The following is a 13,361-nucleotide window of genomic DNA, read 5'->3' on the forward strand; positions in this document are numbered from 1 at the left end:
CTCGTCGATTGCTCAGGACAACAAAAATCATGCACGCCACCTTCTCTGCGCCGTCTGCCGCGGCGATAGCGCTCAGCGAGTCGCAGCGCCGCCGCGCGATCATCGCCACCGTTCTGGGCAATGGCCTGGAGTGGTTCGACTTCACGGTCTACAGCTTCTTCGCGGTGATCATCGCGCGGTTGTACTTCCCGGTGGACGATGAGCTGGGCTCGATGCTGCTGGCGGTGGCCACCTTCGGCGTCGGCTTCGTCATGCGCCCGGTGGGCGGGCTGGTGCTGGGGGTGTATGCCGACAAGGCCGGGCGCAAGGCGGCGCTGTCGTTGACCATCCTGCTGATGGCGGTGGGCACCGCGATCATCGGTCTGGCGCCGACCTATGAGCAGGCCGGCCTGTTCGCCCCCTTGCTGATCGTCTTCGCGCGCTTGCTGCAGGGGTTCTCCGCGGGTGGCGAGATGGGCGGGGCTACGGCCTTCCTCACAGAACATGCGCCAGCGCAGCAGCGTGCCTATTACTCCAGCTGGATTCAGTCGAGCATTGGTTTTGCCGTGCTGCTCGGTGCGGCCTGCGGGACGCTGGTGACCTCGCTGCTGGATGAGCAGGCGCTGCACAGCTGGGGCTGGCGCGTGCCCTTCCTGCTCGGGCTGCTGATCGGCCCGGTGGGTTATTTCATCCGCCGGCACGTGGACGAGACGCCAGCCTTCGCCGAGCTGCAGGCGCAGCCCGCCGAGCATTCGCCGCTGCGCGAGGTGTTCTCGCGTTTTCCGCGGGAAACCTTCGCCAGCTTCTCCCTGGTGATTCTCTGGACCGTCTGCACCTACGTGCTGCTGTTCTATATGCCGACCTATTCGGTGCGCACGCTGGGCCAGCCCCAGGCCACCGGGCTGGCCGCCGGCATGCTCGGCGGCGCGACGATCATGTGCTGCGCGCCGCTGGTCGGACGCCTGGCGGATCGCTGGGGTAGGCGGGTGTTCCTCAGCAGTTCGGCGCTGGCGATCCTGCTCCTGAGCTGGCCGCTGTTCGCGTGGATCAATCACTCGCCGGGGCTGCTCTCGCTGTTGGCGTTCCAGGCACTGTTCGGCGTGCTGATCGCCGCCTACACCGGCCCCATCCTGGCCGTCTTCGCCGAGCTGTTCCCGACCCGCGTGCTCTCCACCGGCCTGTCGGTGGCCTACAACGCCTCGGTGACCCTGTTCGGCGGCTTCGCTCCCTTCTTCATCACCTGGCTGATCGCCCGCACCGGCAGCGACATGGCGCCTGCGTTCTATGTCATGGCGGCTGCCGCCATCAGCCTGGCCGGCACGTTCCTGATCGAGGATGCGCGCGGCCGACCTTCCACGAAGCGCTGAGGAATCTTGCCAATGACCACGACTGTGACTGTGCTGCAAGGCGGCAACGTGCTCGATCTGGATCGGGGCGTCCTGCTGAAGAACCACCAGGTCGTCATCGAGGGTGAGCGCATCATCGAGGTGAGCGCACATCCCGTGGCGCGACCGGGAGCGCGGGTGCTGGATGTGACCGGCAAGACCGTGATGCCTGGCCTGATCGATTGCCACGTGCATGTACTGGCGTCATCCGCCAACCTGGGCGCCAATGCCGGCCAGCCGAGCGTTCTGGCGACTATCCGCGCGCTGCCGATTCTCAAGGCCATGCTGGCGCGGGGGTTCACCAGCGTAAGGGATGCCGGTGGTGCCGATTGGGGGCTGATGCAGGCGGTGGACTCTGGGCTGATTCCCGGCCCGCGGATATTCCCGTCCGGCAAGGCCCTGTCGCAGACCGGCGGGCATGGCGATTTCCGGGCCCGGGGGGATGTGCTGGAGCCGTGCTCCTGCTGCTTCCGCACGGGAGCCATCGCGCGGGTGGTGGATGGTGTGGAAGCGGTGCGCATGGCCGTGCGCGAGGAGCTGCAGATGGGGGCCTCGCAGATCAAGATCATGGCGTCGGGAGGTGTGGCATCGCCCACCGACCCCATCGCCAATACCCAGTATTCCCGCGAGGAAATCTGCGCCATTGTCGACGAGGCAGAGGCAGCGAATACCTATGTGATGGCGCATGCCTACACGCCGCGAGCGATCAAGCGTGCCGTCGGTTGCGGAGTGCGCTGCATCGAACACGGCAACCTGGTGGATGCGGACACGGCCGACTTCATGCGGGTGCAGGGGGCCTATGTGGTGCCGACACTGGTCACCTACGACGCACTGGCAACCCACGGTCCCCAGTTCGAGTTGCCGCCGGAGTCGGTGGCGAAGGTGGCGGCAGTGCGCGAGGCCGGCCGTCGCTCTCTGGGAATCTATGCCCAGGCGGGTGTATCGATGGGCTTCGGCTCGGACCTGCTGGGCGACATGCATCGCTTTCAGTGCGACGAGTTCCGCATTCGCGCCGAGGTGCTCGGCAATCTGGAAGCACTGCGGTCTGCCACCAGCGTCGCTGCTGACATTCTGCAGCAGCGCGGCGAGCTCGGCGTGATCACGCCGGGCGCCATTGCCGATGTGCTGATCGTCGAAGGAAACCCGCTGGATGACATCGGTGTGCTATCCGGTGAAGGAGAGCAGGTGACATACGTGTTTCAGCGCGGCCGCCTGGTCAAGGACAGCGCCAGCTGAAGCCCACCGCGAGTGACGATGGGGTCAGAAGCCGCCTTCGAGACCGGCGACGACCACGGACTTGATCAGGAAGCCGAGTACGCCCAGGCCCAGTGCGAAGAACAGCACCATGGTGCCCATGCGGCCGGCCTTGGACTTCTTGGCGAGGTCCCAGACGATGAAGGCCATGAACAGGATCAGGCCGGTGACCAGGCCATACATCATCCAGTCTTCGAAACTTTCGTTCATTACAGCTCCTGCCCGGTGCGGACGGTGTCCGAGGGACGCCGGGGCGCGGTGGTGGTGAAGAAGGCGCGCATTATACGCATGCGGCGCTTTGTCGTTCAGAACCGTTCATAAAATGATCAGTTCCTGCTGCGGGACGGGGTGAATGCCACGCAATTCCCCGCCGCGGCGCGGCTGGCGGGGAAATCTGCGGTATTGATTTCGTTCTGCGGGAGGCAGGGTGCGGTGCTGTGTCGCAGGAGGGCGTCGGCTGTGCCCGCGACAGCAATCAGACCCGCAGGTGATCCAGCGGCAATTCGGTGCTCGCCATCACGTTGCGCAGCACAAAGCTCGAGCGCACGCTGGTCACGCCTTCGATGCGGGTCAGGGTGCCGAGCAGGAAGTGCTGGTAGTGTTCCATGTCCGGCACCATCACCTTGAGCTGGTAGTCCGCGTCCATCCCTGTCACCAGGCTGCACTCCAGTACCTCGGGGCACTTGCCGATGATCTGCTGGAAGTGCTCGAAACGTTCCGGTGTGTGGCGGTCCATGCCGATCAGCACGAAGGCGGTGAGGCTCAGGCCGAGCTTCTTGCTGTCCAGCAGGGCGACCTGGCGGACGATGTAGCCGTCGTCCTCGAGCTGCTTGACTCGCCGCGAGCAGGGGGAGGGCGACAGTCCGATGCGTTCGGCCAGCTCCTGATTGGAGATGCGTGCGTCGCGTTGCAGTTCGGCAAGAATTCGCAGGTCGTAGCGGTCCAGCTTGTCCATGAAAGCCTCATGTTTCGATTGAATTGCGCTTGTGGCGTAATTTTTAGGTATTTGTTGCTCAGGTGGTGCCTGTATGAGCAATCTTAGCAATCATTTCCCCGATCTGTCGCTTTACTATTTCTTCCAGATTCACAGCCCGGACATCACGTCCCTTTGCGATCCGCCCAATCAGGCGCTTCGCGGCCCGCCGACCCAACAGGATCGCGCCGGCCACCGGGCTACGCACTGCCCAGAAGGCGGAGCGAGGTGAGCCGGCGCCAACAGCGACGAGCAGGACGAGATTCCGAAAGGGAGGCTGACGAGCCTCCCTTTTTTCTTGCCCGCGATTTACCCCCGCCATCTTTACCCTGACTTTACCCAGCGCCCTGCAATGGCGGCTTTGCGCCGTGGTCTATGGCAATGTCGCATCACTGTTTTCGGCCGTCGCCGAAGTGAGGAATCCATGAAGTCGGGCATCGGGCGGTTCGCCTCGTTCGCTGTGCTTTCTCTGGCCGTCGTGGTCCAGGCGGTGGCGGCCGAGGGGCCCGATATGCAGGGCCACGCGCCATCGAACGGCGGTGGCGGGCAATCCCAGGGCCGCCCGCCGGGCAACAATGGTGGCCAGGAGCACGGGCGTCCGCAGGGCAACAATGGCGGTCAGTGGCAAGGGCGTCCGCAAGGCAACAACGGTGGCCAGGAGCATGAGCGTCCGCAGGGCAATAACGGCGGCCAGTGGCAGGGGCGTCCGCAGGGCAACAACGGCGGCCAGTGGCAAGGGCGCCCTCAGGGCAACAACGGTGGCCAGTGGCAAGGCCACCCGCAAGGCAACAACGGCGGGCAGTGGCAGGGCCATCCGCAGGGCAACAATGGTGGCCAATGGCAGGGGCGTCCGCAGGCCAACAACGGCGGCCAGGAGCAAGGGCGTCCGCCGGGCAACACTGGCGGCCAGTGGCAGGGCCATCCGCCGGGCAACAACGGCAGCCAGTGGCAAGGTCGCCCGCAAGGCAACGACCACGGCAGCGCCGGTTGGCAGGGCGGCAATCGTCCGCCGTCGGCCGGCTGGCAGGGTCGCCCGCCGCCTTCCCACGGCAACTGGGGCCCGCATCCGTCCTACTGGCGGCCGGGCTATGTAGTCAACGCCATGCCGAGCGGGCACTACCGCGTGCCCTATCGCGGCAGCGACTACTACTTCAACGATGGCTACTGGTATCGCCCTTACGGCTCACGCTATGTGGTGGTGACGCCGCCTTACGGTGTGCGCGTGCGCTACCTGCCGTCCTACGCCGAGCAGGTGTGGATCGGCAGCATCGGCTACTTCCTTGCGGCCGGTACCTACTACCTGTGGCAGGCCGGTTCACAGGATTACGAAGTGGTGGAGCCGCCGCAGCAGCAGGTGGCCAGCGTGGCGCAGTCGGCTTATGACGTGATGGCTTATCCGATGTACAACCAGGGCCCGGACCAGCAGGCCCGCGATCGCTATGAATGCCACCGCTGGGCCGCCGACCAGAGCGGCTTCGACCCGGCCCTGGCGAGCTATGCGCCGCCGGCCTACGTCGCCGACAACTATCGCCGCGCCCTGGGCGCCTGCCTGAGCGGGCGCGGCTACAGCGTCAACTGATGCTCTCTAGCTGATGGTCTCTTTGCCCACCACTTCCTGCGGGTCGGCGTGCACCAGCACTTCGGCCCGCGGGAATTCCTTGTGGATCGCCAGCACCGCCTCGTCGCACAGATGATGCGCCTTCGACAGTGACAGCTCGCCGGGCAGCTCCAGGTGCAACTGGACGAACCAGTGCGTGCCGGAAATCCGTGTGCGCAGGTCATGGGCGCCGAGCACGCCGGGCACTTCGCGCACCAGTTCGAGCATGCGCGTGCTGACGTCCGGCGGCAGTTCCTCGTCCATCAGCACAGCGACCGATTCGCGGGCGATCTGGAAGGAGCTCCAGAGGATATAGAAGGCGATGCCCAGGCCGAAGATGGCGTCCATCTGCTGCCAGCCGAACTGCGCCAGCAGCAGTGCCACCAGGATGCTGCTGTTGAGCAGCAGGTCCGAGCGGTAGTGCAGCGAATCGGCGCGGATGGCATTGGAGCCGGTAATCTTCACCACGTAGCCCTGCACCAGCAGCAGGCCGGCGGTGAGCGCCAGCGACAGGATCATCACGGCGACGCCCCAGCCCACGGCTTCCACCGGTTCCGGGTGTTGCAGGCGGTCGATGGCCTGGGTGCCGACCAGCACGGCGCTGACCGCGATGAACAGCGCCTGGGCCAGCCCTGACAGCGATTCCGCCTTGCCGTGGCCGTAGCGGTGGTCGTCGTCCGCCGGGCGGATGGCGTAGTGAACCGCCAGCAGGTTGAGGAAGGACGCGGCGCCGTCGAGCAGCGAGTCGGTGAGGCCGGCCAGCAGGCTGACCGAGCCGCTGAGCCACCAGGCGATGGCCTTGGCGACGATCAGGGTGGTGGCAACGCCGAGCGACGCAAAGGTCGCCAGCCGCATGAGGTGGGCGTGGCTGGCGTGCTTGAGCATCAGGTGTCCAGGCGGTTGGGCAGGAAGTAGATGTAGTCCAGCAGCGGCGCCTTGTGGCCCAGTGCGGTGAGCGCGGCGCTCATCTGCCCGCGGTGGTGGGTGCCGTGGTTGACCAGGTGCTGGACGATATTCGCCAGGCTCTGGCGGTGTTCCTGCCCGGCCATGTTGCGGTAGTCCAGCTGGGTGCCGAGGGTGGCGTCGCTCTGCTTGCTCAGCCACAGGCGCCAGGCGCCGACACCGTCACCCAGGAAATCGGCGAGGCCGGCGCGGTCGGGCGCGGCCTCGGCGTCGAGCCGTTCGAACTGCCAGGGCTCTCGCTGCACACGGGCGAACCAGATGCGATCGACCACCGCGAGGTGGTTGAGGGTGCCGTGCAGGCTGCCGAAGAACAGCCCGCGCGGTGCGCGATAGGCCTCTTCATCCAGCGGCGCGACGGCCTCCAGGATGCGTTCGTAGGCCCATTGGTGGTACGCCAGGAGTTGCTGAAGGTGTGAAGCGAGAGCGCCGTGCATATCAGGCCTCCGGGCGCAGGCCCAGGCTGGCGAGTTGTTGGAGGCCGCCGCTGCGCTGGATCAGACGCGGATCATCCAGGGGCAGGCTGCGGCCGGTTTCACGCTCGAGGATCGCCTTGAGTTTAGCCTTGTCCACGGTGCCGTCTTCGCTCACGGCATCCTTGAGCTTCTCCGGCGCCACCGAGTACTTCTCGTCGGGCAGGTAGATCGCGCCGGTGGCGAAGTCTACGCCGAAGGCGATCAGGCCCGGGATGATGTAGAACAACAGTCCGACGGCGTCCAGGGCAGCGACTGCCGGGTCGATGCGGCCGTCGATCTGGCCGCGGCGATCGGGGTAGAACAGGGTGCCGCAGGCCGTCAGCTGGCTGAACAGGGCGGCGCTCAGAACTGCACAGGAGACTCGGGTGGCAAGACGCATGAAAAAACCTCCGGGAGGATGATGCGGACAACTATATCAATGAGCTTGCTGTCGCTGCTGGCAGATTCGCACTAGCCAGCGTTCTCGTTGCTTCTATGACTGCTGGGTTGGCACCGTGGTTCGCCCGCTATAATCGCCGCCCCCCGCGTAGTCCGGGTTACCGCCTTATGAAATCCGAGTTCCAGGAGCCGGCATGAACGCCCTTCCCATCGACAGCGTCCTTCCCGCCCTGCGCCAGGCTTTGGCCGGGCGCCACGAGGTGGTGCTGGAAGCGCCGCCCGGCGCCGGCAAGACCACCCGCGTACCGCTGGCGCTGCTGGGCGAGGCGTGGTTGGCGGGCCAGTCGATCCTGATGCTGGAGCCGCGCCGGCTGGCCGCTCGCGCGGCCGCTGAAAGATTGGCCGCGGAGCTGGGCGAGAAGGTCGGCGAGACCGTCGGCTACCGCATCCGCCTGGAGAGCAAGGTCGGCCCCGGGACGCGCATCGAGGTGGTCACCGAGGGCATCCTCGCCCGCCGCCTGCAGGATGACCCGGCGCTGGAGGGCGTGGGGCTGGTGATCTTCGACGAATTCCACGAGCGCTCACTGGATGCCGATCTCGCCCTCGCGCTGACCCTCAATGGCCGCGCGCTGCTGCGCGACGAGCCGCCGCTCAAGGTGCTGGTGATGTCGGCCACGCTGGAAGGCGAGCGCCTGTCCGCGCTGCTGGGCGACGCGCCTGTCGTACGTAGCGAGGGCCGCATGTTCCCGGTGGATCTCCGCTGGGGCCGCCCCTGGCAGGCCGGCGAGTTCATCGAGCCGCGCGTGGTGCAGACGGTCCAGCAGGCGCTGGCCGACGAGCCCGGCAGCCTGCTGGTGTTCCTGCCCGGCCAGGCGGAGATTCGCCGCGTCGCCGAGCAGTTGGGCGAGCCCCTGGCCGGTCGCCCTGACATCCTGCTCTGCCCGCTGCATGGCGAACTCGACCTCGAGGCCCAACGCGCTGCCATCGAGCCGGCGCCGGCGGGCAAGCGCAAGGTGGTGCTGGCGACCAACATCGCCGAGACCAGCCTGACCATCGACGGCGTGCGCGTCGTCGTGGACGCCGGGCTGGCGCGGGTGCCGCGTTTCGATCCGGGCAGCGGCATGACCCGCCTGGAAACCCAGCGCATCTCCCGCGCCTCTGCCACCCAGCGCGCCGGCCGTGCCGGGCGGCTGGAGCCGGGCGTCTGCTACCGCCTGTGGTCCGAGGCGCAGCACGATCAACTGCCGGCCTATGGCGCGGCGGAAATCCTCCAGGCCGATCTGGCCGGCCTCGCCCTGCAGCTGGCGCGCTGGGGTGTTGCCCCGCAGGAGCTGGCCTGGCTCGACCTGCCGCCCGCCGCCGCTTATGCACAGGCCCAGGACCTGCTGGAGCGCCTCGGCGCGCTGGCCTCCCGCGCCGGTGGCGGCAGCCTCACGCCCCACGGTCAGGCCATGGCCGAAGTGCCGGCGCACCCGCGCATTGCCCACCTGCTGCTGCGCGGCCATGCACTGGGGCTGGGGCAACTGGCCTGCGACCTGGCCGCCTTGCTGGGTGAGCGCGACATCCTGCGCGGCAACGACGCCGACCTGCATCACCGTATCGCCCTGCTGGCCGGCGAGCAGAACGGCCCGCGCGCCAGCCGTGGTGCGGTGCAGCGCGTGCGCCAGCTGGCGCGGCAATTCAAGGGCTACCTGCGCGGCCCGGCCCGCGAGCCGGTGGCCGACCCCGATCACCCGCGCTGGCTGGGCGGCCTGCTGGCCTTTGCCTACCCGGACCGCATCGCCCGCCAGCGCCGCGCCGGTGGCGGTGAATATCGCCTGGCCAACGGCCGCGCCGCGTTGTTTGGCGAGCCGGATGCGCTGATGAAGGAAGCCTGGCTGGTGATCGCCGACCTCGGCAGCCGCCAGGGCCAGCGCGAGGAGCGCATCTACCTGGCGGCGGCGCTGGAGCCGGCGCTGTTCGAGTCGACCCTCGCCGAGCAGGTCAGCGTCCACGACGAGTTGGAGTGGGACGAGCGCGAAGGCGTGCTGCGCGCCGAGCGCCAGCGCAAAGTCGGCGAGCTGGTGCTGTCCACCGAGGCGCTGCCCAACCTCGACGTCGAGGCGCGCAGCCGAGCGCTGCTCGGGCTGGTGCGGCGCAAGGGGCTGGAGCTGTTGCCGTGGACGCCGGAACTGCGCCAGTGGCAGGCGCGCATCGCCTTGCTGCGCCGGCTCGGTCTGGAGGGCAAGGGCGAGAGCGAGTGGCCGGATGTCAGCGACGCCGCGCTGCTGGCTTCGCTGGAAGACTGGTTGCTGCCCTACCTGGGCAAGGTCTCGCGGCTGTCGCACTTCGCCAACCTGGAGCTGAGCGGGATTCTCCACGGGCTGCTGCCCTGGCCACTGCCGCAACGGCTGGACGAGCTGGCGCCACGCGCGCTGCAGGTGCCGTCCGGCTCGAATATCCGCCTGGACTACAGCGAGTTTCCCCCGGTGCTCGCCGTGCGCCTGCAGGAGCTGTTCGGCCTGGCTGATACGCCGCGCATTGCCGGTGGGCGGGTGGCGGTGAAGCTGCACCTGTTGTCGCCAGCGCAGCGGCCGGTGCAGGTGACCCAGGACCTGGCCAACTTCTGGCGCAGCACCTATGCGGAAGTGAAAAAGGACCTGAAGGGGCGCTACCCGAAGCACTACTGGCCGGATGATCCGCTGATCGCCGAGCCGACGGCGCGGGCCAAGCCGCGCAAGGGATAGGTTCGGCACAGACGTGATGTGCTTCCTGTAGGAGCGGGCCATGCCCGCGATCGCGCGCATGGCGCGCTCCTACAGGTCGTCTCCGTCGCTTGAGTACGCTCCTGCGCCATTCCCGCCTTACGGAGTCAGGGCAACTTCATCTCGTAACCCGCCGACTGCAGTTCGTCGTAGGCGTGGTCCAGCTGCGCGCGCAGGCCTTCGGCGTCGGGGGCGTGGCGGGAAACGATGAGCTTGGTCGGCACGCTGTAGAGGTTGTCGAAGGCCAGCGGCGCCATGTTCAGTTCCCGGCGCGCCTGTTCCACCGGGGTCTGGTAGTCGATCAGGTAATCGCCGCGGCCGCGTTCGAGCATCTGCAGGGCGGCGGTGTGGGTGCTGGTGCGGTGCACTTCCAGTTGCAGCTTCGGGTCGCCCAGCATCTCGGTGATCGGCCGCCAGTAGCTGTAGCCGCTGATCAGGATCACCCGACTGCCGCTCAAGCCCTCGGGCAGCTTCGGCGAGGTCCGCGTGGCCAGGCGATAGAGGTTCAGCTCGACATGCCCCAGCACGCGTTCGCACTCCAGTGTGCTGCCCAGCAGTTCCGGCTTGCCCGGCGCGCCGGCCCAGAGCTGCACGCTGCCGTCCTGCAGGCCGAGGTACAGGCGGGCGCTGGGCAAGGGGCGGAAGTCAGCGCGGTAGCCGGCCTTGAGCAGGATGCGCCGGACCATCTCGGCGCCGCTGCCACGGGTGCTGCCGTCCGGGGCGGTGTAGGTGTAGGGCGGGAATTCGTAGTAGCCGACGGTCAAGGCCGGTAGCGGGTGCGGCAGCCGGTCGGCCAGCGTGGGCCGGTCGACGGCGAAGGCGTTGAGGCACAGCAGGGCGACGATCAGCCCGAGGAGACGGCGAAAGTGCATGGATACCCGGGGTGCGTGTTGTCGTTGTTATGCGGTGCGGGCCGAGCATGGGGCCGCCGCGCCTCGCTTGTCCAGCCTGGCCCGGCGGCGATGTGCCGCGGCGCTCAGTGGGGCAGCAGGAAGCGCGCGGACAGCGGCAGGTGGTTGGAGATGCGCAGGGTGTCGTGGCTGCGCACGCCGGCATCGAGGCGGTTCAGGCTGGGGCTGTGGAACAGGTAGTCGAGGGTGCGGTCGGGCTTGTGCACGCGCGGGTCATTGGGGAAGTGGGTGTACCACTTCTCCTGCTCGGCGCCGCTGGATTCCTCCACCGCCGGGACCACCGGGAAGCGCGCCGCCAGCAGGTTCAGCTCGCTGTTGGCGCGGTAGGGCGCGCGCAGCACCTCTGGCAGGTAGGGATACTGGCCCAGCGGCAGCAGGCCGAGGTCACCGCCCAGCAGCCAGGGGCGGCCGGCAGCCTGCAGGGTGTTCAGGTGGGCTTGGACGGCTTCGACCTGGCGCTGCGGGGTGTCGTCGCCGTTGGGGCGCTCCAGGCGCGTGTTGATCACGCTGAGCTGGCCGCCGCCGCGGATCGGCAGGTCGCTCTGCAGTAGCGCCGGCTGCGGGGCGAACAGGTGCAGCAGCGGGATGGACGAGCGCTGCGGCAGGGCGATGCGCTCGCCACCGCTGATCTGGAAGCGACTGAAGGTCACCAGCTTGCGCCCGGCGCTGCCGAATACATGGGGGGTGGGGTCGAAGCGTGCCTTCCAGTCGAAGGCAGCGGTGGAGCAGGGGTAGAGATCAGTCAGGCGGTCGCCGATCAGCGCCTGCTGGTCCTGCTTGCCGGTGGCGGCGGCGCCGTCGTCGACTTCCTGCAGCAGGACGATGTCCGGGGCTTCGTCGCGGATCACCCGTACCACTTCGTCGAGGCTGTAGGCGATGTCCTCGGGGCTGGGGCTGTCGTCGGGACCTGTGGTGTCGGGCAGGTCGTCCCAGAAGATATAGCGCTTGCCGGCCAGGTACTGGACGTTCCAGGTCATCACCTTCAGCGCCTGCCCTGGCTGCAGTTGCGGCGCGGGTGCGCGGCACTGCGCGGCGACGGTCTCGCGTTCGGCGGGGTGCCAGGCCAGCAGCCAGGCGGCAGCGGTGACGGCGAGCAGCAGGGCGATGAACAGCACGAAGAGGAAGCGGCGGCGAAGCGAGAGGCTCATGGGTGACCAGGGGCTATGCTTGTTGGGTCCAGAGGATAGTGTCTGTGCCCGCGCATTTCACCTGCGCATTTGCCGCGCGAAGCATCCTGCAACCTTGAAGCAGGCCCTACACCGCGCGCAGCGCCTGCTCCGGGAGGTCGCCATGCCACGCTCGTTGTTCTCGCACTCGGTGTACCGGCGCAAGGTGGTGCTGGTCAGCGGCGGCTGTTCCGGCATCGGTCGCGCACTGGTGCTGCGCTTCGCCCAGGCCGGCGCGCATCCGGTGATCCTCGACCTCGACCAGGCGGCGCTGGACAGCCTGGTGCAGCACCTGCGCGAGCACCTGAACGTCGAGGCCCTCGGCCTGCGCTGCGACATCGCCGACGCCGAGGCGGTGGAACGCGCGGTGGCGCTCGCCGTCGAGCGCTTCGGCGGCATTGACGTGCTGGTGAACAATGCCGGCATCACTCACCGCAGCCTGTTCATCGAGACCGAACTGGCAGTGTTCCGGCGGGTGATGGCGGTGAACTTCTATGGCGCGCTGCACTGTACTCAGGCGGCGTTGCCCAGCCTGCTGGCACGGCACGGGCAGATCGTCGTGCTCAGCTCGCTGACCGGCTTCGCCCCGCTGCTCTATCGCAGCGCCTACAACGCCAGCAAGCACGCGCTGCATGGGCTGTTCGACACGCTGCGCATGGAGCTGGACGGTACCGGCGTGGCGATCACTCTGGCCTGCCCGGGCTTCACCGCCACCGACCTGCGCAAGAACGCCCTGGTGGGCGACGGTTCGGTGATCCGCCAGCCGGCTCTGGTGCCGGGTGCGGAAGTGGCCTCGCCGCGCGATGTGGCCGAGGCGATCTACCAGGGTGCGCTGCGTCGCCGGCGTTTGCTGGTGCTGTCCAACGTCAACTGGCGTGCGCGGCTGCTGGCGCGCTTCTGCCCGCGGCTGTTCGAGAAGCTGCTGGTGCCGAAGATGTCGGGGCTGCGCCCCGGACACTGAGCCGGTCCGAGGTAAAACTCGGGACAACTGTAGGAGCGGGCCATGCCCGCGACCCGTGAGCGGCGCTCACGTCGCTCTTGCAGAGCGCGGACTTTGTCCGCCATCGCGGGCATGGCCCGCTCCTACAGGTCGAGGTTAGTGGGAGTGGGTATCGAACCCGCCGCCGGCCAGCGCCATGTCCCAGAACGATGCCTCGATCTTGTGCCCGTCCAGGTCACGGAGGAAGCAGCCGTAGTAAGGGTCGCCATACAACGGGCGCGGGCCGGGGGCGCCTTCGTCGGTGGCACCGGCAGCTATCGCGGCGCGATAGAAAGCGTCCACCTCCTCGCGGGAATTGGCCATGAAGCCGAAGTGCGTGCCGTTGCCGACGCTGGCCGGGCGGCCGTCGATGGGCGTCTGCAGCCAGAACTCGGGGAACACCCGGCCGTAGGCCACGGCTCCAGGGTGCTCCATGATCGGCTGGCAGCCCAGGGTCGGCAGCACGGCGTCGTAGAACGCCTTGGCACGCGGGTAGTCGTTGGTGCCGATGGAAATGTGCGAAAGGCAGCTGGGCGGGAAGTCGCTCACGGGAGTCTCC

At 67.8% G+C, this 13,361-nt stretch carries 13 protein-coding genes; 5 read left to right on the forward strand and 8 right to left on the reverse strand.

Going from position 1 to position 13,361, the window contains the following annotated elements; all coding sequences use genetic code 11:
* Positions 1-29 precede the first annotated feature (29 nt).
* Together ABKS89_RS03985 and ABKS89_RS03990 are read left to right on the forward strand one after the other, a co-directional pair.
* Entirely contained in the window at positions 30-1,346 is a 1,317-nt protein-coding gene (locus ABKS89_RS03985) for an MFS transporter (protein WP_138212046.1), read from the forward strand.
* Between the two features lie 12 nt (positions 1,347-1,358).
* On the forward strand, positions 1,359-2,600 hold the full coding sequence (locus tag ABKS89_RS03990; RefSeq protein WP_348589685.1) for a metal-dependent hydrolase family protein: 1,242 nt from the start codon (positions 1,359-1,361) through the stop codon (positions 2,598-2,600).
* 24 nt (positions 2,601-2,624) lie between these two features.
* Here the strand turns inward: ABKS89_RS03990 and ABKS89_RS03995 are convergent, their stop codons facing one another.
* Together ABKS89_RS03995 and ABKS89_RS04000 are read right to left on the reverse strand one after the other, a co-directional pair.
* A complete protein-coding gene (locus ABKS89_RS03995; RefSeq protein ID WP_015475469.1) occupies positions 2,625-2,828 on the reverse strand; it encodes a DUF2788 domain-containing protein in 204 nt (67 codons plus the stop codon).
* 265 nt (positions 2,829-3,093) lie between these two features.
* Positions 3,094-3,573: an Lrp/AsnC family transcriptional regulator gene (locus ABKS89_RS04000; RefSeq protein ID WP_017521771.1), complete on the reverse strand. Its 480-nt coding sequence runs from the start codon at positions 3,571-3,573 to the stop codon at positions 3,094-3,096.
* A 442-nt stretch (positions 3,574-4,015) separates the two neighbouring features.
* Here ABKS89_RS04000 and ABKS89_RS04005 point away from each other — a divergent pair, with 442 nt between their 5' ends.
* Positions 4,016-5,170 carry a DUF6515 family protein gene (locus tag ABKS89_RS04005; protein WP_348589683.1) on the forward strand — a complete coding sequence of 385 codons (1,155 nt, stop codon included), beginning with the start codon at positions 4,016-4,018 and terminating at the stop codon, positions 5,168-5,170.
* A gap of 6 nt (positions 5,171-5,176) precedes the next feature.
* On the opposite strand, the gene ABKS89_RS04010 is transcribed toward ABKS89_RS04005, so the two are convergent.
* Genes ABKS89_RS04010 through pmcY form a run of 3 tightly spaced genes read right to left on the reverse strand, consistent with a single transcriptional unit; the run spans position 5,177 to position 7,003 of the window.
* Positions 5,177-6,073, reverse strand: coding sequence for a cation diffusion facilitator family transporter (locus tag ABKS89_RS04010; RefSeq protein WP_138212049.1), 897 nt, complete (start codon positions 6,071-6,073; stop codon positions 5,177-5,179).
* A complete protein-coding gene (locus tag ABKS89_RS04015) occupies positions 6,073-6,585 on the reverse strand; it encodes a DinB family protein (RefSeq protein WP_081517196.1) in 513 nt (170 codons plus the stop codon). Before ABKS89_RS04015 ends, ABKS89_RS04010 begins: the two co-directional genes overlap by 1 nt.
* Position 6,586: 1 nt before the next feature.
* The gene (gene pmcY / locus ABKS89_RS04020) at positions 6,587-7,003 is read right to left on the reverse strand and encodes a periplasmic Zn2+ metallochaperone PmcY (RefSeq protein ID WP_138212050.1); all 417 of its coding nucleotides are present in this window, start codon (positions 7,001-7,003) and stop codon (positions 6,587-6,589) included.
* 193 nt (positions 7,004-7,196) lie between these two features.
* Between pmcY and hrpB the strand changes: the two genes are divergently transcribed.
* A complete protein-coding gene (hrpB, locus tag ABKS89_RS04025; RefSeq protein ID WP_348589682.1) occupies positions 7,197-9,728 on the forward strand; it encodes an ATP-dependent helicase HrpB in 2,532 nt (843 codons plus the stop codon).
* Positions 9,729-9,853: 125 nt separating this feature from the next.
* Here the strand turns inward: hrpB and ABKS89_RS04030 are convergent, their stop codons facing one another.
* Together ABKS89_RS04030 and ABKS89_RS04035 are read right to left on the reverse strand one after the other, a co-directional pair.
* Positions 9,854-10,618: a substrate-binding periplasmic protein gene (locus tag ABKS89_RS04030; RefSeq protein WP_348589680.1), complete on the reverse strand. Its 765-nt coding sequence runs from the start codon at positions 10,616-10,618 to the stop codon at positions 9,854-9,856.
* Between the two features lie 104 nt (positions 10,619-10,722).
* Positions 10,723-11,805 (reverse strand): endonuclease/exonuclease/phosphatase family protein, encoded by a 1,083-nt coding sequence (locus ABKS89_RS04035; RefSeq protein WP_348589677.1) that lies wholly within the window; start codon positions 11,803-11,805, stop codon positions 10,723-10,725.
* Positions 11,806-11,947: 142 nt separating this feature from the next.
* On the opposite strand from ABKS89_RS04035, the gene ABKS89_RS04040 reads away from it, so the two are divergent.
* On the forward strand, positions 11,948-12,784 hold the full coding sequence (locus ABKS89_RS04040; protein WP_348589676.1) for an SDR family oxidoreductase: 837 nt from the start codon (positions 11,948-11,950) through the stop codon (positions 12,782-12,784).
* 135 nt (positions 12,785-12,919) lie between these two features.
* On the opposite strand, the gene ABKS89_RS04045 is transcribed toward ABKS89_RS04040, so the two are convergent.
* On the reverse strand, positions 12,920-13,351 hold the full coding sequence (locus ABKS89_RS04045; RefSeq protein WP_348589675.1) for a VOC family protein: 432 nt from the start codon (positions 13,349-13,351) through the stop codon (positions 12,920-12,922).
* Positions 13,352-13,361 lie beyond the last annotated feature (10 nt).

Origin of the sequence: Pseudomonas sp. LABIM340, assembly GCF_040017195.2 — a bacterium.
Taxonomy (GTDB): Bacteria; Pseudomonadota; Gammaproteobacteria; order Pseudomonadales; family Pseudomonadaceae; genus Pseudomonas.

Coding starts and splice junctions, on each gene's coding strand:
- ABKS89_RS03985 (WP_138212046.1), top strand. CDS start 30: ATGCACGCCACCTTCTCTGCGCCGTCTGCCGCGGCGATAGCGCTCAGC.
- ABKS89_RS03990 (WP_348589685.1), top strand. CDS start 1,359: ATGACCACGACTGTGACTGTGCTGCAAGGCGGCAACGTGCTCGATCTG.
- ABKS89_RS03995 (WP_015475469.1), bottom strand. CDS start 2,828: ATGAACGAAAGTTTCGAAGACTGGATGATGTATGGCCTGGTCACCGGC.
- ABKS89_RS04000 (WP_017521771.1), bottom strand. CDS start 3,573: ATGGACAAGCTGGACCGCTACGACCTGCGAATTCTTGCCGAACTGCAA.
- ABKS89_RS04005 (WP_348589683.1), top strand. CDS start 4,016: ATGAAGTCGGGCATCGGGCGGTTCGCCTCGTTCGCTGTGCTTTCTCTG.
- ABKS89_RS04010 (WP_138212049.1), bottom strand. CDS start 6,073: ATGCTCAAGCACGCCAGCCACGCCCACCTCATGCGGCTGGCGACCTTT.
- ABKS89_RS04015 (WP_081517196.1), bottom strand. CDS start 6,585: ATGCACGGCGCTCTCGCTTCACACCTTCAGCAACTCCTGGCGTACCAC.
- pmcY (WP_138212050.1), bottom strand. CDS start 7,003: ATGCGTCTTGCCACCCGAGTCTCCTGTGCAGTTCTGAGCGCCGCCCTG.
- hrpB (WP_348589682.1), top strand. CDS start 7,197: ATGAACGCCCTTCCCATCGACAGCGTCCTTCCCGCCCTGCGCCAGGCT.
- ABKS89_RS04030 (WP_348589680.1), bottom strand. CDS start 10,618: ATGCACTTTCGCCGTCTCCTCGGGCTGATCGTCGCCCTGCTGTGCCTC.
- ABKS89_RS04035 (WP_348589677.1), bottom strand. CDS start 11,805: ATGAGCCTCTCGCTTCGCCGCCGCTTCCTCTTCGTGCTGTTCATCGCC.
- ABKS89_RS04040 (WP_348589676.1), top strand. CDS start 11,948: ATGCCACGCTCGTTGTTCTCGCACTCGGTGTACCGGCGCAAGGTGGTG.